The sequence below is a fragment of the Variovorax humicola genome, from assembly GCF_037889915.1.
Taxonomy (GTDB): domain Bacteria; phylum Pseudomonadota; class Gammaproteobacteria; order Burkholderiales; family Burkholderiaceae_C; genus Variovorax; species Variovorax humicola.
In genome coordinates, this window is record NZ_JBBKZV010000012.1 from 81,436 (window position 1) to 98,623 (window position 17,188).

Genomic DNA, 17,188 nt, shown 5'->3' on the forward strand with positions numbered 1-17,188 from the left:
GTTTTTCGCTCCTTTCGCGGCGGATGATCGCGCCGCGCAGATGTGCGGGCAAGTACTGTCAACACATGCGACAGTGCGGCGTTCAATGGGCGCAGTCGCGGTTGCTCGCGAAGGAGTTGCGAATGAAACGCACGCATCGATTCGGTCGGGCCATGACGATGGCCTCGGCGCTGGCCTTGGTTTTTGGTGGCCTGCTCGCTCTCGGCGGCTGCGTCGCCGTGCCGGCGGGTGGCTACGCTTACCCGTACGCCTATTCGGGGTACTACGGCGACACCTACTGGGCGCCGTCGCTGTACTTGAGCGGCGCCTACTACGGCGCCTATTACGGCGGCTGCTGCTACAGGCCCTATGGCTGGTATGGCCGCTACCCGTACTACGGCTACGGCGGTCGCGGGTATTACGGCTACGGGTCGCGGCCGGGCTGGGGGCGCGGATATGCTGGGCCCGGTGGCCGCGGCGGAGGCTGGGGCGGCCACGGGGGTGGCGGCGGTGGCCGACACTAGCAGGATCGGCCCGTCGGAGAGGCGAAGGTGGCGCCCGTGCCATCTTCATCCACGCGAAACTTATCTCTGCCTTACAAGCGCCGTGCGGTTCCCGCTAGGGTTGTCACTCTCTGAAGAGCCGTTACTTTTGGTTATGTTTCGGAAGCATCGTGCGACGGCAGGGGCCGTTGCCTTTCAGTCAGCGGGCTGACTCATATTCGGAGACCTTTTCATGCAAATTCGTTTTCACCATCTGGCCATGGCCAGCCTCATCGTCTGCTCTGCCGGTGCGTTCGCTGCCGACCCGATCAAGATTGGCGTGGACGGACCGTTCACTGGTGGCTCGTCGTCGATGGGCGTGAGCATGCGCGACGGCGTGCGCCTGGCCGCTGAAGAAATCAACAAGGCCGGCGGCGTCCTTGGCCGCCAGATCGTGCTCGTGGAGCGCGATGACGAAGCCAAGAACGAGCGCGGCGTACAAATCGCGCAGGAACTGATCAACAAGGAAAAGGTCGTTGCTACCGTCGGGTATATCAATACCGGCGTGGCCCTGGCCTCGCAGCGCTTCTTCCAGGAAGCCAAGATCCCGGTGATGAACAACGTGGCGACGGGCTCCATCGTCACGCACCAGTTCGACAAGGAACCCGACAACTACATCTTCCGCAACGCCGCGCATGACAGCATCCAGGCGCCGATGATCGTGGAAGAGGCCGTCACCCGCCGCGGCTACAAGAAGGTCGCGATCCTGGCCGACTCCACCAACTACGGCCAGCTCGGCCGCGAAGACCTGGAGAAGGCGCTGAAGGCCAAGGGCATCACGCCGGTCGCGGTCGAGAAGTTCAACATAAAGGACGTCGACATGACGGCCCAGTTGCTCAAGGCCAAGGAAGCCGGCGCCGAAGCCATCCTCACCTACGGCATCGGCCCCGAGCTGGCACAGATCGCCAACGGCATGACCAAGCTGGGCTGGAAGGTGCCGATGGTCGGCAGCTGGACGCTGTCGATGGCCAACTACATCGACAACGCCGGCCCGGGCGGCGAGGGCGCGCGCATGCCGCAGACCTTCATCCAGGAGCCGACCACGCCGAAGCGCAAGGCTTTCATCGAGGCCTACCTGAAGACCTTCAAGCCGAAGAACAACCGTATCGATTCGCCGGTGTCCGCCGCGCAAGGCTATGACTCGGTGTATCTGCTGGCCGCGGCCATGAAGCAGGCCGGCGACACCGATGGCCCGAAGATCAAGGCCGCCCTGGAAGACCTGAAGACGCCGGTCGAAGGCGTGGTGACCACCTACAACAAGCCTTTCACCAAGTCCGACCATGACGCGATCACCTCGAACATCCCGGTGTTCGGCGAAGTGAAGGGCGGCCGGGTCGTGTTTGCCAATGCGGAGGACCTGAAGAACGCTGCCCAGGTTCGCGTGAAACAGCAGCAACCGTAAGGCACCAGACGCACGCGCCGCCGCAGTGTTGACAGCCTGCGGCGGCGCGTTTCATTTCAGTTTTCCAGCACGCTATCGCGTGACCCGCACGATGAAACCGGCGCCGCCAAATGCCAGGGATACCGCGGAACCGGCTTCGCCGGGCCGCCGGTATCGCCCCCTCGAGGGGGAGGCGCCGCCGGCGCATCGGGGGTGGGTCATCTCCACCAGGGATACCGCGGAACCGGCTTTGCCGGGCCGCCGGTATCGCCCCCTGGAGGGGGAGGCCCGCCGGCGCATCGGGGGTGGGTCATCTCCACCAGGGATACCGCGGAACCGGCTTTGCCGGGCCGCTGGTATCGCCCCCTGGAGGGGGAGGCGCCGCAGGCGCATCGGGGGTGGGTCATTAAAGCGAATAATCGGCCCGCGAAACGAGCCAGGACACAAGAGGGAACGCCATGCAAATCCTTACTCAACTCATCTTCAGCGGCATTGCGCTCGGCATGATCTACGCGGTCATCGCGTTCGGTTACCAACTCACCTTCGCCACGTCGGACACCCTTAATTTCGGGCAGGGCGATGCGCTGATGCTCGGCGCGCTGGTCGGCCTGACGCTGGTCGGGCTCGGGGTGAACTACTGGCTGATGATCCCGATCGTGTGCGTGTTCGGTGCCTTGCAGGGCGCGGTGGTCGAGCGCATCGGCGTGCGGCCCGCCATCAAGATCAAGAGCGAGTTCGGCTGGATCATGTCGACCATCGCGCTCGGCATCATCTTCAAGAACGTGGCCGAAAACGTCTGGGGCCGCGACGACCTGAAGTTTCCGTCGCCGCTGCCGGAGTCGCCGCTCAAGTTCCTCGGCGCGAACGTGCTCCCCATGGAAATCCTCGTGGTCGGCGGTGCGTTGCTGATGATGCTGGCGGTCGAGTTCTTCAACCGCAAGACGATCTACGGCAAGGCGGTGGTCGCGACTTTCAATGACCGCGATGCGGCCAAGCTGATGGGCATCAACACGGGCCTCGTCATCACCTTTTCCTACGCGCTGTCGTCGATGACGGCGGCGTTTGCCGGCGTGCTGATTGCCCCGCTGACGCTCACCGGCGCGACGATGGGCGCGGTGCTGGGTCTCAAGGCCTTTGCGGTCGCCATCATCGGCGGGCTGACCAGCGGCATGGGCATCGTGGTCGGCGGGATCATCCTCGGCGTGGCCGAGACCACCACCGGCTTCTACCTGAGCACCGGCTACAAGGACGTGCCGGGCCTGGTGCTGTTGCTCATCGTTCTGGCCGTGCGGCCGGCGGGCCTGTTCGGCAAGACGGCGATCAAGAAGGTCTGAGGCGGGCGGCGCACAACATGAACAACAAGACTTCCAGGTTTCTTCTCGCCATCGTCGGCTTTGCGGTGCTGATGCTGTTTCCGATCGGCATCAACAACCCGTACTACATCCACCTGCTCGAGACCATCATGATCTACGCGATCCTGCTGTTCGGGCTCGACATCGTGGTGGGCTATACCGGCCAGGTTTCGCTGGGGCATGCCGGGCTGTTCGGCATCGGGGCGTACACGGCGGGCGTGCTCGTGTTCAAGCTGGGGGCGCCGCTGATGGTGTCGCTGCTGGCAGCGGTGGGCGTGACGGCGATCTTCGGTGCGATCCTGGCGCTGCCCGCCTTGCGCGTAACCGGCCCGTACCTGGCCATGGTGACGCTGGCGTTCGGCACCATCATCCAGATCCTCATCAACGAGATGAGCTTCATCACCGAAGGGCCGATGGGCATCAAGCTGCAGAAGCCGCCGCTGTTCGGCCACAAGCTCGACGAGCGCGAATTCTTCTGGCTGGTGGCGGTGCTGCTGGTGGTGTCGCTCGTTATCGTGCACCGCGTTCTGCGCTCGCATCTGGGGCGTGCGTTCGAGGCGCTGCGCGGCAGCCCTGTGGCGTCGGACTGCATGGGCGTTTCGGTGTACCGCTACAAGGTCTACGCCTTCGTGATCAGCGCCGGCTTTGCCGGCATGGCGGGCAGCCTGTATGCGTACTCGGAGCAGTACATCTCGCCGAACTCGTACAACTTCGAACTGACGGTGCTGTTCCTCCTGGCCGTGATCATGGGAGGGCGCAAGAGCCGGATCGGCTCGCTGATCGGCGCGGCCATCATCGTGCTGCTGCCGAAACTGCTCGACGACGTGGTGCTGTTCCGCTATGTGTCGGTGGCGCTGGCGGTGATGGTGCTGATCAGCGCCGCGGTGGCGGTGAAGCGCCAGAAGGCGACGCCGGCTGCAATGGCAATCCCGGTGGTCGGCAGCATCGCGCTGGCGGGCCTCGCGTTCTGGCTCGACACCATGACCGATTGGCGCCTGTCGATCTTCGGTGTGATCATGCTGTTCGTCGTGTACTACCTGCAGGACGGCATCGTCGGCTTCGTGCGCAATGCGCTCAACCTGCGCCGACCCAAGCCGCAGCTCGACGTATCGGTCGAGGGCGCGTCCACTGCCGAGGCGGTGTCGAAGGCGGCCGGTGCCGGCGGCAGCGACCAGGTGCTCGAGGCCGCCGGCGTGCTGATGCAGTTCGGCGGCCTGAAGGCGCTGAACAACGTCGACCTGGTGGTCAGGCGCGGCACCATCCATGGGCTGATCGGCCCCAACGGCTCGGGCAAGAGCACGATGATGAACGTGCTCACCGGCATCTATGTGCCGACCGCCGGCAGCCTGTCCTTTGGCGGGCGCTCGCTGGTCGGGCGAACGTCATCGGACATCGCCTTGTCGGGCATTGCGCGCACGTTCCAGAACGTGCAGTTGTTCGGCGAGATGACGGCGCTGCAGAACGTGCAGGTGGGCCTGCACCACACCTTTGCGAGCAATTTCTTCGACGTTGCGGTGCACACGCCGCGCTACCGGCGCGAAAGCGCTTCGGCAGTGAACCGGGCTTTGAGCCTGCTGAAGTTCGTAGGGCTCGAGGCGCTTGCCGAAGAGGAGGCGCGCAACCTGCCGTACGGCAAGCAACGCCTGCTGGAAATCGCACGTGCGCTGGCGCTGGACCCGCAACTGCTGCTGCTCGACGAGCCCGCCGCCGGCCTGACCGCGCCGGACATCAAGGAACTGATCGCCATCATCCGGAAAATCCGCGACCACGGCATCACCGTGATCCTGATCGAGCACCACATGGACGTGGTGATGAGCATGTGCGACACCGTCTCGGTGCTTGACTTCGGCCAGAAGATCGCGGAGGGCGAACCCGCGAAGGTGCAGGCCGACGAGAAGGTGATCGAGGCCTACCTGGGCGGCCAGGAAACCGACGCGCACGCACAGCCCGCCTGACAGAGGAAGAGGAACCACATGCTGACCATTCACAACCTCTTCGCAGGCTACGGCAAGGTACAGGTGCTGCACGGCATTTCGATCGAGGTGCCCAAGGGCAAGGTCGTCACGCTGATCGGCTCCAACGGCGCGGGCAAGACCACGACGATGCGCGCGGTGTCTGGAATGATCGCCGCCACCGGGGGCGAGATCACCCTCAACGGCAAGCGCATCGATGGACTCGAGGCACACCGGATCGCCAAGCTCGGCCTGGCGCATTCGCCGGAAGGCCGGCGCGTGTTCGCGACGATGACCGTCACGGACAACCTCACGCTCGGTGCGTTTCCCCGATTGACCGGCAGCCGGCCCAAGGGCGACGTGACGGGCGACTTGGAACGCGCGCTGGAACTGTTCCCGCGCCTCAAGGAGCGGCGCTCGCAACTCGCCGGCACCTTGTCCGGCGGCGAGCAGCAGATGCTCGCGATGGCCCGCGCCGTGATGCTCGACCCCGAGGTGGTGCTGCTCGACGAACCGTCGATGGGTCTCGCGCCCATCCTTGTCGCGGAAGTGTTTCGCATCATCGAGCGGCTCAAGAGCCAGGGCGTGACGATGCTGCTGGTCGAGCAGTTCGCCGCCGCCGCGCTGGGCGTGGCCGACTACGGCTATGTGCTGGAGAACGGACGTATTTCGGTGGAAGGGCCTGCCGAGAAACTGCGCAACGATCCGGCGGTGAAGGCGGCATACCTCGGCGGCGGGCACTGACGCGGCTGGCACTGAGGCCGGCGGCTACTCCATCACGATCTTTCCGTCTTCGACATACTCGTCGAATTGCGTGCGGGGAATCGCCGTGAGACCGACCACGCCGCGCTCGGCTTCCCAACTCAAGGTGGCGCTGTCGTCCGCCAGGTCGACCTCGATGCGGCCCTTGGGGATGGGAATGGGCGTGCCTTCGCCGGGGGTGTAAGTCACGAGGCCGACGACGGTGGCGTATTGGGGCATGGCATTTCCTTCCGCGTGGATTGAGGCACCATTAGAGCGGTTTTAGAACACAGGCGTGTGTCGGATGACCGCCCAAGACGCCGCCCGGGCGCCCGAAGGCGCTTTGCCCGCAGTGCGAGGCACGAAGGTGCCACCCCAAGAGCGCCGCTCGGCCACCCGAAGCGCTTGCACCGCGGTGCGAAGCACGGAGGTGTTTCCCAACGAGCGCGATACGCCAGTGTGTAGCAAACTCTGGTGCACCACGCACTTCCACGATTCCATGACTGCCGAGACCGATCAAGCAACAACCACCCTCATCGAAGTCATCCAGGGCGACTTGTCCGCCTATCGCCAGGGCAACACAGGCGTCGACTACGTGCACCGCTTCGAGTCCGGCAAGCCCGGCCCGCACGTTCTCATCAACGCACTGACCCACGGCAACGAAATCTGCGGCATGGTCGCCGCGAGGCACCTCCTCGACACCGGCGTACGCCCGTTGGTCGGCACGCTGACAGTGAGCTTTGCGCACGTCGAGGCCTACAACGCCTTCGACGTCGCCAAGCCTTTCGAGAACCGGCAGATCGTTCACAACCTGAACCGCATCTGGTCGGATGAACTGCTGGACGGCACCGAAGACAGCCCTGAACTGCGGCGCGCACGCGCCCTGCGCCCCGTAGTGGCGGCAGCCGACCACATCCTGGACATCCATTCGACGAGCCAGGACGTGGTGCCGTTCTGGGTCTATCCCGACTTCGCCCGCAACGCCGACGTGGCCCTGGCCATCGGCCTGCCGCCCGTGCATCTCGTCATGCCGTATGGCCTGGGCTCCGGCACGCCGTTGATCCAGCACGGCCGGCATGCAGCCGCCGAGGCGCCCGGTGCCGCGATGGTGGTCGAATGCGGCCAGCATTTCAAGCGCGCCACGGCGGACGTGGCCACCGAAGTGACGATGCACTTTCTCGCGCACTTCGGTCTCATCGAGCGCGAAGCCTCGCGTGTGACCGAACCCCAACGCCGCTTCGAGTTGCTGCAAACGCTGATGGTCAAGACGAAGGACTTTTCTTTTACGCGTCCGCTGATCGGCTTCGAGACCTTTGCCAGGGACGAACTGATCGGCACGGACGGCACGGAAGAGATTCGCGCGCCTTGCGACGAGTGCACCGTCTTCATGCCGACGCGCGAGCCGATCGTCGGGCGCGAGGCGGTGTACTTGACGCGGCCTATGGCGTGACAGGGCAAGTCAGGTCGAAAAGATTCCGTTGATGCGCAGACTAAGATCTGCCGACTTCAAGGGGAACAACGCCATGCAGAACTACTTCAGTGCAAAGACGGCGGCGGCTTTCGCTGCAGCGGCGTTGATGGCAGCGTGCGGCGGTGACATGCCACTGGATGTTCCGGTGCCGGTGTCGTCTGCCAAGGTGGGCGGAGCGCCGCAGCGCGCGTTGGCCAACTGCGTCAATGCATCCGCGCGGACGCTGAAGGTGCCCGCATCGGACATCGTCGTCGACAGTGGCACCTCGACGGTCGATGGCGTCTACGCCATCAACCTGAAAGTCGGCCCGCAGGCCCGCAGTGCCGTATGCAGCGTGGACGACAACGGCACAGTGATGGGCGTGGTCTACAAGCGGCCGCAATAAGCGGCCGCCAACCGCTGATTTTTCCACCACGCCATCGCGGGACCCGCGACGCACGAAGCGAGGACGAGCACGGCGAAGTCTGTTCGTGGGCACCCGCGGAACCGGCTTTGCCGGGCCGCCGGGTGCGCCCCCTCGACACACGCAACCGCGTGACCCTCGACCCACGAAACCGGCGCCGCCAAATGCCAGGGATACCGAGGAACCGGCTTTGCCGGGCCGCTGGTATCGCCCCCTTGAGGGGGAGGCGCCGCAGGCGCTTCGGGGGTGTTTCATCCTACGCCGTGATGAACAGCGCCGGGTCGACCATCACGCGATTCAGCATCACCGACCAGTGCAGGTGTGGCCCCGTCACGCGGCCGGTGGCGCCGACCAGCGCAATGCGTTCGCCGGTCTTCACCATGTCGCCGCGTTGCACGTCGATCCGGCTCAGATGGCAATACATGGTCAGCAGCCCGCCGCCGTGGTCGAGCCAGACCGTGTTGCCGTTGAAGAAATAGTCGCCGGTGTCGATGACCGTGCCCGGCAGGGGGGCCAACACCGGCACGCCCGTGCCGGCCGCGATGTCCATGCCGCTGTGCGGATTGCGCGACTGGCCGTTGAACACGCGGCGCAGGCCGAAGGAACCGGATCGCCGACCCGGCGCCGGCACGCGCATGTGCAATTGCTGCGGCAAGGGTTCGCTGAAGATGGACGTCACCGATTCAAGATGCGTGCGTTCGCGGTTGTAGCGTGCCTGGTCCTCGGGGGACAGGTCGACAGTGCCGGGAGCGACCTTGAGGCGCTGGACGCTGTACTGCTTGGGCGCGATCGTGTAGCCGATCTCGCGCGACGGACCGCCTTCGGGTGGCAGTACGGAGATGTGCGCCTCGCCGGGCTGCGCCGACAACGGGATGCCGACCAATGCCGTCCACTCGGTCGAGCTGCCGATGACGAGCAGCGGCACGTCGCCGTCGTGTGCTGCAGGGCGCGTCTTGCCGGAGCCCAGCGAAAGGCGGGCGACGCCGCCGGGAACTTGCGATGCACGCGGCCACATGGCCGGCGAGGGCCGGGACGTCCGCGCGGCGGGCGCGGCTGTCACGCTTGTCGATGGCAGTGTCAACAAGCTGAGCGCACAGATCAGCGCGCCGCGACGATTTGGGAGTGAGGGCGAGACGTTGAAATCAGGAAAAAGCATGGTGCCCCGATTTTTCTACTTGCCCCAGCTGTCTCGCATCCCGGCTGCCCGATTGAACACGTGCCTGCCGTCGGCGGTTGCCTTCGAATCGGCGACGAAGTAACCATGGCGTTCGAACTGAAACCCTGCGCCGCCAGCCGCAGCCGCCAGTGACGGCTCGACATACGCCAGGCATGTCACCAGGCTGTCCTTGTTCAACTCATCGAGCAGCTCTCCGCTCCCCGGATTCGCCGCCTCGAACAGCCGCTCGTACAACCTCACTTCGGCTTGCAGTGCGTCGGCCGCGGCCACCCAGGAGATGTTGCCCTTGACCTTGACCGCATTCGCCCCGGGCGTGCCGCTCTTGGTGTCGGGCACGAGCCTGGCTTGTACTTCCACCAGCTTGCCGTCCGCATTCCGTGTGCCGCCGATGCATTCGATGACATGCCCGTACTTCAGGCGCACCTTGTTGCCCGGGAAAAGGCGGAAAAAGCCCTTGGGTTGCACGTCTTCGTAGTCGGTGGCCTCGATCCACACTTCGCGGCCGAGCTTGAAGTTGCGGCGGCCGGCTTCGGGGTCGTGCGGGTTCAGGGGCGCACTGCAATCGTCCAGCACGTCGTCGCCGCCCATCAGTTCACCCCAGTTGGTGATGACGAGCTTCACGGGGTCGAGCACGGCCATGGCGCGCGGGGCGATCGGGTCGAGCGTGTCGCGCAATGCCGCTTCCAGGCTGGCGTAGTCGATCCAGCCGCCGGACTTGGTCACGCCCGAGCGTTCGCAGAACAGCTTCAGCGCCGCAGGCGTGTAGCCGCGGCGGCGCAGGCCGGCGAGGGTGGGCATGCGCGGGTCATCCCAGCCATCGACGTGACCCTCTTCGACCAGTTGGCGCAGCTTGCGCTTGCTGGTGATGATATGAGTGATGTTGAGCCGCGCAAATTCATACTGGCGCGGGTGCGGGCTGGCGACGAGGCCGCCTTCGGCCAGGCGGTCGAGCAGCCAGTCGTAGAACGGGCGCTGGTCTTCGAATTCCAGCGTGCAGATGCTGTGGGTGATCTGCTCCAGCGCGTCTTCGATGGGGTGCGCATAGGTGTACATCGGGTAGATGCACCACTTGTCGCCGGTGTTGTGGTGCGTCGCCCGGCGGATGCGGTAGAGCGCCGGGTCTCGCATGTTGATGTTGGGGCTCGCCATGTCGATCTTCGCCCGCAGGATGGCGGCGCCGTCTTCGAGCTGGCCATCGCGCATGGCACGGAAGCGTGCGAGGTTTTCTTCCGGTGTGCGGATTCGGAAGGGGCTGTCGGTGCCCGGCGTGTTGAAATCGCCACGGTTTTGGCGAATCTCGTCGGCGCTCTGCTCGTCGACGTAGGCCAGGCCGGCGCCGATCAGGTACTCGGCCGCGCGGTACATGAAATCGAAGTAGTCGCTGGCGAAGTACTCGTGCGGCTGTATCGTGCCGGGGGCGCTGGGGCGGTCGGCCAGGAAAGTCTCGTAGCCGAGCCATTGCACAGCGTCGCGGATGGCGTCGACGTATTCCTGCTCTTCCTTTTCGGGATTGGTATCGTCGAAGCGCAAGTGGCTGACGCCGCCGTACTCCCTCGCCAGCTCGAAATTGAGCCAAATGCTCTTGGCATGGCCGATGTGCAGATATCCGTTAGGCTCGGGTGGAAAGCGCATGCGGACCTTGGCCGGGTCCTGCATGCCCTGCGCGTGGTGCGTCGCGTCGCCGGGGCTTCCGCCCCACCTGCGAGCGGCATAAACGCCCTGTTCGAGGTCGCTTTCGATCACATGGCGCAGAAAATTGCTAGGCTTGGCGGAATCTTTGTCAACGGGGGAAGTCATCTGTTCATTCTAGGATGCACGTCGTGGGCGTTACCTTTGGCTACTTTCTTCACAGAAGAGCGTGTACCTGATTTGCAGCTGACGCGTTGAATACCTCATACGGGCGGTTTTTTGCCCTAACTGGAGATACACAAGCATGAACTTCAATCGTTCAACCTTTTTCAAGCTTGCTGGCGCCGCCACCGTGGCAGCGGGTGCCCTTTTCGCGGCCGGGTCGGCCAATGCCGGTGTGAGCTGGTCCGTGGGAGTCAGCGCGCCGGGCGTCGTGGTTGGCGTGGGCCAGCCCGGGTATTACGCCGCACCGGCGCCCGTGTACTACAGCGCGCCTGCGCCGATCTACGCGCCCGCGCCGGTGTATTACCAGCCGGCACCTCGGGTGTACTACCGGCCGGCGCCGGTGTATTACGCACCGCCCGCGGCGTACTATCGACACGGCCCTCGGTACTACGGTCCGGGCTCCCACCATCATCACCGCGACTGGCGCTAAGGCCTTCGTTTCAAAGCCATTGACTTCTGTCGCTGGCACACTGGCCGGTTCCGAAAGGCGCCGGCCTTTTTCATGGGCGCGCCGACCGACTACATCGCGCGAAACAAGTGTGCAAATAGGCGGCTGACGGCGAGGCGCCCGGGTCGGCCCTTGAGTTGCAGGTGCAGCTTGCCGGCGTCGTCGCGGTGCACCGACTCGACAGCGCTGGCGTTGACCACCACGGCGCGATGCACTTGCCAGAAGCTGCTGGCATCGAGTTGCGGCAGCAGTTGCTTGAGCGGGGTGCGGATGAGGTATTCATGCGTGGCGGTGAGCACGCGCACGTATTTGTCAGCGGCTTCGAAGTACTGCACTTCGTCCACAGGCACCATGCGCACAGTGGCGCCCGCGCTGCCGGCATCGCTGGCAGCGATGAGCTTGAGAGCAGCTGGCGCGCCCGCTGCTGTCGACGCGGGCAGGGCGCCCGGCGCGGCGGCGGACAACATGCGGCGCCACTGAGCCAGGGTTTCCTCGAGCGCAACGCTGGTGTTGTCTGGCGCAGGTGCTCGCACCGAGAGTGCGGCTTGCAGTCGGGCAGTGGTCTTTGCCAACCGTTCGGGTTGCACCGGCTTCAACACGTAGTCGACGGCCTGGTGCTCGAAGGCGCGAACGGCGTATTCGTCGTACGCGGTGACGAAGACCAGTTGCGGCAGCGGTGCGCGCTCGATCGGCCAACTGTCCGCCAGCTCCGCAGCGGCGGAGAGACCGTCCTGGCCGGGCATGCGGATGTCGAGGAACAGCACGTCGGGCAGCAGCCTCAATGCCTCAGTGACGGCGCTGCGGCCGTCGCCGACCGTTGCCACGACCTCCAGCTCGGGCCACGCCTGCGCCAGTTCGGCGCGCAGGGCCTGGGCCAACAGGTGTTCGTCCTCGGCGATGAGAGCGGTCGGGCGGGTCATGCGGTCAATCGGCCTGGACTTGCGCTGGCTGCACGGAGTGGGTCAGTGGAAAGGAGGCGATGGCGGATGCCCCGCCCGCGGGATTGGCCTTCAAACGAATGGCGCCCTGGCTACCAAAGGCGCTGGCCAACCGCTCGCGCACCTGTGTCAGCCCGAAGCCTGGGCGGGCATTCTCCAGCGTGTCGTCGGCCTGCGACGAAAGGCCGACACCCGAGTCGTCCACTTCGATCACCAGAAGAGGGCCGCGCTGCGATGCACGCACCGTGATGCTGCCGCCACCCACCTTCGGTTCCAGGCCATGCTGGATGGCGTTCTCGACGAGCGGTTGCAGCAGCAGCGGCGGCACCGAGACGTCGCGCAGGTCATCGGGTAGGTCGAGCGTGTACTTGAGCCGGTCGCCCATCCGCACCGACATCAATTCGAGATAGTCGCGCAGCAGTTCGAACTCGGCCGCGAGCGGATGCGCCACGGCGCGCGAGCCGCTCAGCGTGGCGCGCAGGTAGCTGTTGAGCCGGTCGAGCATGGCCACGGCGCGCGGCGGGTCGGTGGTGATGAGCACGCGCAGATTGGCCAGCGTGTTGAACAGCATGTGCGGCTCGAGTTGGGTCTCGAGCAGCTTGAGCTTGGCTTCGCTGGCGTCGCGCTCTGCGGCGTTGACGCGGGCGGCGAGTGCGTTGCGATGTCCTCGTGAGTAGAAGAAATAACTTCCCGACACGCCGGCGAGCACGGTAATGAGCCATGAAATTCTCTGGTCGCGCTTGGAATCCATCCAGCTTGCGTAGGCGTCGCCGGTGAAAAAGGCGTCTCCGATCATCGAGCCCAGGAAAAATCCGACGCCGATGCCGACCACCGTCAACAGAATGCCCCGGATACCTTTCGGCCAACCACCCGGGTCATCAGGCTTGCGCACGACAAAGCGGCCGCACTCGATCACTGCCCAGGTGATGCCGCCAATGCTGGACGAATAGGCGAACTGGTGCAGGAAGCTGTTGTTCGGCCAGATGGCTGTGGTCATGATCGCGATCACCAGGCAAAACCCCTGGACTTGCAGGGCGCGGCGAAGTGGATTGCGCCACTGGAGATTCATGGCGCCAACGAAGGTGTCTCGGGCGACGGCCCGGTCAAGCGGGCAGGCGCCGCAGGGTGGCCGCCCATCGACGATCGTGCGCGTTCCCGCAACTCCTCGGTGGTGGTGCCATGCCCGTCGGGCGACCAGCCCGGTGGCTTGGCCAGGTAGCCCCAGACGGCCCGCGCCGAGCGTGCCGAACGCAAGTCGCGCCAGAGCGCCTGCCAATGGCCGAACTCGATGTGCAGCAGGTTGTAGTTGGTGATGGGCTGCACCAGGCCGTAGCGGCAGGGCACGTCTTTGCGTTCGGCGATGAAGGTTCCGAACAGGCGGTCGAATACGATGAGCACGCCGCCGTAGTTGCCGTCGAGGTATTCGAGGTTCGACGCGTGATGCACACGGTGCGCCGAGGGCGTGTTGAGCACCCATTCCAGCGGGCCAAGGCGCGGGATCCAGGTCGCATGAATCCAGAACTGGTAGATCAGGTTGAGCGTCAGCATCAGCAGGATCACGTTGGGCGGCATGCCGAAAAGCGGTGCCAGCATGAAGAAGGCCAGCGAGCCGGTGAGCTTGCCGGTCCAGCCGAAGCGATAGGCGGCGGACAGGTTGAGTTGATTCGGCGAATGGTGGATGGCATGCGTGCACCAGAACCAACGCACGCGATGCGCCGCGCGGTGGTACCAGTAGTAGCAGAACTCCTGCCCGATGAAGCAGGCGGCCCAGCCCCACCAATGGTCGAGCGGCAGGGTCCACAGGCGGTGCTGCCAGGCCCAGTCCATCGCGCCGTTCCACATCGCGAAGGGCCACAGCAGCAGCCAGGTGAGCGCGTATTGGCGCACCATGAAGTCGACCACCGAGACGCCTGCCGCCTTCCAGTCGTAGGCCGGATCGCCGTGCCGGGCGTGGCGCCACGAAAGCACAAGGGCCTCGGTGACGGAGGCGACAAGCACCACCATGACCGAGACCTTCAGGATCAGCAGGAGAACGCTCATGACGCGATTCTGGATGAAGAAGTCACCACGGTTCGACCTTGGCCGCCAGCCTGGCGCGCTCGCGCTGCACCATGCCTTCCATGATGTTGTTGCCCGGCGCGAACAGCCACACCGCGAGGCCGTGAGCCAGCAAGCCGACGCCCCAGCCCAGCATCGGGTACACCGCCCAGTGCCGGCCCCCGGCCAGCGAGAGCGCGACAAGCCCGGCGTTGACGACGGCATATACCGTCGCATGCGTGAAGAAACCGAGCTTGGACCGCGCGCGGCGACGGGCGAGTTTGTCGAGTCGAGAGTCGTTGGCTTGCATGGTGTTTGCCTCCAGATGATGAATCGCGCGATCAGGCCGCATGTCCGTTGCCCAGCACGGCGCGGTCCTGGCGGATCGCCAGCTTCCACAGGCGAAGCGACCGCGCCACGAAGATGCCGGTGAAGGCACCGTAAAGCGTGCCTATGCCCATCGCGAGGTTGTGGTCGTGGGCCAGGACGGGGTGCATCGCCATCAGCACGCCGACGATGTACTTGGTGAAGAAGATCCCCATCATCAACGCCAGCGGTACGACGCTACCCGCCACCTGAAACCTGCGTGTGGCCGCGTCATAGCTCGTGGAGGCGGGCAATGCGCGTTGCAGCACCAGCGCGGCCAGCACCAGCGCCGCGATGGCCCAGCCGGCGAGCGCCATCGGCGAGTCGCCAAAGGCGGAGAACACGCCATACATCGAAAGCCCTGACATCGCGACCGGCATGACCGTGGTGCGCAGCAGGCTGACCTGACTGGCCAGCAATTGTTTCGCGCCAAACCAGAACAGCAGGGCGAACAAGCCGAACACCCAGCGGGGCGTGTGGACGAGGATTTGGAGCAGCATGGTGTTGTTCCGATCGACAAGAAAGGTGTTGGAAGGAATGAATGGGCGGACTGTGCCGGCGGTCCGTCGTCGCCGCGACCCGCATGCGACGAAATGCCGCCCGGCGGCGCCAAATGCAGCCCGCTGGCGCCAAGGCAAGGGGTGGTCCGCTCCTTTACCAACGCTTTACGGCGCCGCAAGGAGCCCGTCGCAATGCGCCGAGATGCGCGCGCTACCATCGGCCGCGGCCGCGAATTGCCGCGCCGTTTTTCTTGCGCTTTGCACCGTAGACCAGGACGATCCATGGATTCCCGCCCGCCCGATCCCCAGCAACTGCCGCCGTCCGCCACGGTGCCGCCGCCACGTCGCCGGCGCTGGATCGGCGCGGTGGTGGCGATTCTGCTGGTGGCCGGTGTTGCCGGGGCGGCGTACTACCTGGTCAATCGCCCGCCGCCGGATGCGACAGCGGGTAACGGACGCCCCGGCGGCCAGCGCGGGCCCGGCGGCCCCGGCGCAGGGCGTGCACCGGGCGGCAGCTCGGGCGCCGGTCCGACCGTCACGGTGGGCATGGCTGTCGCCGAACATGCGGACATTCCGGTGATGCTCGACGCACTCGGCACCGTGACGCCACTCACCACGGTGATGCTGCGATCGCAGGTCAGCGGCGTCATGACCGATGTGCTGTTCAAGGAAGGCCAGATCGTGAAGAAGGGCGAGGTGCTTGCGCGCATCGACCCGCGTCCTTTCGAGCAGGCGCTGATGCAGGCCACCGGCGTGCGCGTGCGCGACGAGGCGCAACTCGAAGCCGCGCGCGTCACCTTGTCGCGCTACCGCACGCTGCTGGGCCAGGACTCGATCGCGCGGCAGGATGTCGACACCCAGGCCGCGCTGGTCAAGCAACTCGAAGGCACCGTGATCTCCGACAAGGCCTCGGAGGCCGCGGCCAAGCTCAACCTCGACTGGACGCGCATCACTTCGCCCGTGGCCGGCCGCGTCGGGCTGCGCACGGTCGACCCCGGCAACTACGTCACTGCGGGTGGCACCACCGGCATTGCGGTGATCACGCAGATGAATCCGATCGACGTGCAGTTCGCGGTGCCGCAAGACCGCGTGCCCGAGATCGAGGCGCGCATGGCGCAGGGCGCGAAACTGGTAGTGACGGCGCTGGATCGGGTTCGCGCCACCACGCTCGATGTGGGCACGTTCTCGACCCTCGACAACGTGGTCGACACCACCACCGGCACGGTCAAGGCAAAGGCTCGTTTCGACAACGCGAAGAACACGCTGTTTCCGAGCCAGTTCGTCAACGTCAAGCTGCAATTGCGCACGATCAATGCCGCGGTGGTGGTGCCTGTGACGGCGTTGCGCACGGCCGGCACCGGCAACTATGTCTACGTGATCAACGAAGACCGCACCGTGAGCATGCGCAACGTGAAGCGCGGCGATTCGTCGGTGGAGTCGGTCGTGATCACCGAAGGCCTGAAGGATGGCGAGCGGGTTGTCACCGAAGGCGGCGACCGGTTGAAGGATGGCTCGCGTGTGCAGCTGCCGACGGATGCGCCGCGCACGGGTGGACGGCGCCAGGGTGCGGGCACACCGCAGTCGGGTAATGGCGCGCCTGCGGGTAGTGGCACGCCTGCGGGTAGTGGCACGCCAGCGGCGGGTGGCGCGCCCGCGGCGTCGGCTGCTGATGGCGCTGCGGCGCCAGCGGACGCCGCCGCAGGAGAAAGGCGCGCGCGGCGCGCGGCGCCGGATGCCGCGCAAGCACCGGCCGGCCCGGGCGCGACGACACCGCCTGCCGCGGTGGTCGTACCTGCTGCACCCGCCGCACCGAACGCCGCCGCTGCACCCGCCTCACCCAATGCCGCCGCTGCGCCGGCCTCCCCAGCCGCGCCCCGGCCTCTCCCAACGGCCGAGCAGCGCCAGCGCATGCTCGACGCGGTCAAGGACGAGCCGGAGCAATTGGAGCGGCGCAAGCGCTTCCTCGAAGCGCTCGACAAGGGCGACCCGGCCGCGCTGGAACGTTGGCAGCGCATGAGCGAGCGTCCTCGACGCCAGGCGGAATGAA

Annotated in this window: 17 protein-coding genes; 9 read left to right on the top strand and 8 right to left on the bottom strand. The window is 65.6% G+C overall.

The window, feature by feature from the left end; genetic code table 11:
* Positions 1-122 precede the first annotated feature (122 nt).
* The 5 genes from WKW80_RS19575 to WKW80_RS19595 all read left to right on the top strand — a co-directional run bounded on the left by WKW80_RS19575 (position 123) and on the right by WKW80_RS19595 (position 5,950).
* Positions 123-503: a hypothetical protein gene (locus tag WKW80_RS19575; protein WP_340365241.1), complete on the top strand. Its 381-nt coding sequence runs from the start codon at positions 123-125 to the stop codon at positions 501-503.
* A 211-nt stretch (positions 504-714) separates the two neighbouring features.
* Positions 715-1,923 carry an ABC transporter substrate-binding protein gene (locus WKW80_RS19580; protein WP_340365242.1) on the top strand — a complete coding sequence of 403 codons (1,209 nt, stop codon included), beginning with the start codon at positions 715-717 and terminating at the stop codon, positions 1,921-1,923.
* A 437-nt stretch (positions 1,924-2,360) separates the two neighbouring features.
* Complete coding sequence (locus WKW80_RS19585) at positions 2,361-3,236, top strand: branched-chain amino acid ABC transporter permease (protein ID WP_340365243.1); 876 nt, start codon at positions 2,361-2,363, stop codon at positions 3,234-3,236.
* Between the two features lie 17 nt (positions 3,237-3,253).
* The gene (locus WKW80_RS19590) at positions 3,254-5,209 is read left to right on the top strand and encodes an ABC transporter permease subunit (protein ID WP_422822926.1); all 1,956 of its coding nucleotides are present in this window, start codon (positions 3,254-3,256) and stop codon (positions 5,207-5,209) included.
* An 18-nt stretch (positions 5,210-5,227) separates the two neighbouring features.
* Entirely contained in the window at positions 5,228-5,950 is a 723-nt protein-coding gene (locus tag WKW80_RS19595; protein ID WP_340365244.1) for an ABC transporter ATP-binding protein, read from the top strand.
* A 24-nt stretch (positions 5,951-5,974) separates the two neighbouring features.
* Here the strand turns inward: WKW80_RS19595 and WKW80_RS19600 are convergent, their stop codons facing one another.
* Entirely contained in the window at positions 5,975-6,187 is a 213-nt protein-coding gene (locus tag WKW80_RS19600) for a hypothetical protein (protein WP_340365245.1), read from the bottom strand.
* Positions 6,188-6,446: 259 nt separating this feature from the next.
* On the opposite strand from WKW80_RS19600, the gene WKW80_RS19605 reads away from it, so the two are divergent.
* Together WKW80_RS19605 and WKW80_RS19610 are read left to right on the top strand one after the other, a co-directional pair.
* A complete protein-coding gene (locus tag WKW80_RS19605) occupies positions 6,447-7,397 on the top strand; it encodes a M14 family metallopeptidase (protein ID WP_340365246.1) in 951 nt (316 codons plus the stop codon).
* A gap of 73 nt (positions 7,398-7,470) precedes the next feature.
* The gene (locus WKW80_RS19610; RefSeq protein WP_340365247.1) at positions 7,471-7,803 is read left to right on the top strand and encodes a hypothetical protein; all 333 of its coding nucleotides are present in this window, start codon (positions 7,471-7,473) and stop codon (positions 7,801-7,803) included.
* Between the two features lie 274 nt (positions 7,804-8,077).
* Here WKW80_RS19610 and WKW80_RS19615 read toward each other — a convergent pair whose 3' ends face one another.
* On the bottom strand, positions 8,078-8,977 hold the full coding sequence (locus tag WKW80_RS19615; protein WP_340365248.1) for a peptidoglycan DD-metalloendopeptidase family protein: 900 nt from the start codon (positions 8,975-8,977) through the stop codon (positions 8,078-8,080).
* A 15-nt stretch (positions 8,978-8,992) separates the two neighbouring features.
* Positions 8,993-10,795, bottom strand: a complete 1,803-nt coding sequence (locus tag WKW80_RS19620) for a glutamine--tRNA ligase/YqeY domain fusion protein (protein WP_340365249.1) — start codon at positions 10,793-10,795, stop codon at positions 8,993-8,995.
* Between the two features lie 136 nt (positions 10,796-10,931).
* Between WKW80_RS19620 and WKW80_RS19625 the strand changes: the two genes are divergently transcribed.
* Entirely contained in the window at positions 10,932-11,282 is a 351-nt protein-coding gene (locus WKW80_RS19625; protein ID WP_340365250.1) for a hypothetical protein, read from the top strand.
* A gap of 89 nt (positions 11,283-11,371) precedes the next feature.
* Here WKW80_RS19625 and WKW80_RS19630 read toward each other — a convergent pair whose 3' ends face one another.
* The 5 genes from WKW80_RS19630 to WKW80_RS19650 all read right to left on the bottom strand — a co-directional run bounded on the left by WKW80_RS19630 (position 11,372) and on the right by WKW80_RS19650 (position 15,279).
* Positions 11,372-12,220 carry a LytR/AlgR family response regulator transcription factor gene (locus WKW80_RS19630; protein WP_340365251.1) on the bottom strand — a complete coding sequence of 283 codons (849 nt, stop codon included), beginning with the start codon at positions 12,218-12,220 and terminating at the stop codon, positions 11,372-11,374.
* A gap of 4 nt (positions 12,221-12,224) precedes the next feature.
* A complete protein-coding gene (locus WKW80_RS19635) occupies positions 12,225-13,235 on the bottom strand; it encodes a sensor histidine kinase (RefSeq protein WP_340365252.1) in 1,011 nt (336 codons plus the stop codon).
* Positions 13,236-13,303: 68 nt separating this feature from the next.
* On the bottom strand, positions 13,304-14,278 hold the full coding sequence (locus WKW80_RS19640; RefSeq protein ID WP_340365253.1) for a sterol desaturase family protein: 975 nt from the start codon (positions 14,276-14,278) through the stop codon (positions 13,304-13,306).
* Positions 14,279-14,300: 22 nt separating this feature from the next.
* The gene (locus tag WKW80_RS19645) at positions 14,301-14,585 is read right to left on the bottom strand and encodes a 2TM domain-containing protein (protein ID WP_340365254.1); all 285 of its coding nucleotides are present in this window, start codon (positions 14,583-14,585) and stop codon (positions 14,301-14,303) included.
* A 31-nt stretch (positions 14,586-14,616) separates the two neighbouring features.
* Positions 14,617-15,279 (bottom strand): DUF6622 family protein, encoded by a 663-nt coding sequence (locus WKW80_RS19650; protein WP_422822927.1) that lies wholly within the window; start codon positions 15,277-15,279, stop codon positions 14,617-14,619.
* Positions 15,280-15,423: 144 nt separating this feature from the next.
* Between WKW80_RS19650 and WKW80_RS19655 the strand changes: the two genes are divergently transcribed.
* Positions 15,424-17,187, top strand: a complete 1,764-nt coding sequence (locus WKW80_RS19655) for an efflux RND transporter periplasmic adaptor subunit (protein ID WP_340365256.1) — start codon at positions 15,424-15,426, stop codon at positions 17,185-17,187.
* Position 17,188 lies beyond the last annotated feature (1 nt).

Excerpts from the sequence above, each read along its gene's own strand:
- WKW80_RS19595 (WP_340365244.1), top strand. The coding sequence starts at position 5,228 with ATGCTGACCATTCACAACCTCTTCGCAGGCTACGGCAAGGTACAGGTG.
- WKW80_RS19655 (WP_340365256.1), top strand. The coding sequence starts at position 15,424 with ATGGATTCCCGCCCGCCCGATCCCCAGCAACTGCCGCCGTCCGCCACG.
- WKW80_RS19610 (WP_340365247.1), top strand. The coding sequence starts at position 7,471 with ATGCAGAACTACTTCAGTGCAAAGACGGCGGCGGCTTTCGCTGCAGCG.
- WKW80_RS19615 (WP_340365248.1), bottom strand. The coding sequence starts at position 8,977 with ATGCTTTTTCCTGATTTCAACGTCTCGCCCTCACTCCCAAATCGTCGC.
- WKW80_RS19635 (WP_340365252.1), bottom strand. The coding sequence starts at position 13,235 with ATGACCACAGCCATCTGGCCGAACAACAGCTTCCTGCACCAGTTCGCC.
- WKW80_RS19640 (WP_340365253.1), bottom strand. The coding sequence starts at position 14,278 with ATGAGCGTTCTCCTGCTGATCCTGAAGGTCTCGGTCATGGTGGTGCTT.
- WKW80_RS19645 (WP_340365254.1), bottom strand. The coding sequence starts at position 14,585 with ATGCAAGCCAACGACTCTCGACTCGACAAACTCGCCCGTCGCCGCGCG.
- WKW80_RS19585 (WP_340365243.1), top strand. The coding sequence starts at position 2,361 with ATGCAAATCCTTACTCAACTCATCTTCAGCGGCATTGCGCTCGGCATG.
- WKW80_RS19625 (WP_340365250.1), top strand. The coding sequence starts at position 10,932 with ATGAACTTCAATCGTTCAACCTTTTTCAAGCTTGCTGGCGCCGCCACC.
- WKW80_RS19630 (WP_340365251.1), bottom strand. The coding sequence starts at position 12,220 with ATGACCCGCCCGACCGCTCTCATCGCCGAGGACGAACACCTGTTGGCC.
- WKW80_RS19600 (WP_340365245.1), bottom strand. The coding sequence starts at position 6,187 with ATGCCCCAATACGCCACCGTCGTCGGCCTCGTGACTTACACCCCCGGC.
- WKW80_RS19580 (WP_340365242.1), top strand. The coding sequence starts at position 715 with ATGCAAATTCGTTTTCACCATCTGGCCATGGCCAGCCTCATCGTCTGC.
- WKW80_RS19605 (WP_340365246.1), top strand. The coding sequence starts at position 6,447 with ATGACTGCCGAGACCGATCAAGCAACAACCACCCTCATCGAAGTCATC.
- WKW80_RS19620 (WP_340365249.1), bottom strand. The coding sequence starts at position 10,795 with ATGACTTCCCCCGTTGACAAAGATTCCGCCAAGCCTAGCAATTTTCTG.
- WKW80_RS19590 (WP_422822926.1), top strand. The coding sequence starts at position 3,254 with ATGAACAACAAGACTTCCAGGTTTCTTCTCGCCATCGTCGGCTTTGCG.
- WKW80_RS19575 (WP_340365241.1), top strand. The coding sequence starts at position 123 with ATGAAACGCACGCATCGATTCGGTCGGGCCATGACGATGGCCTCGGCG.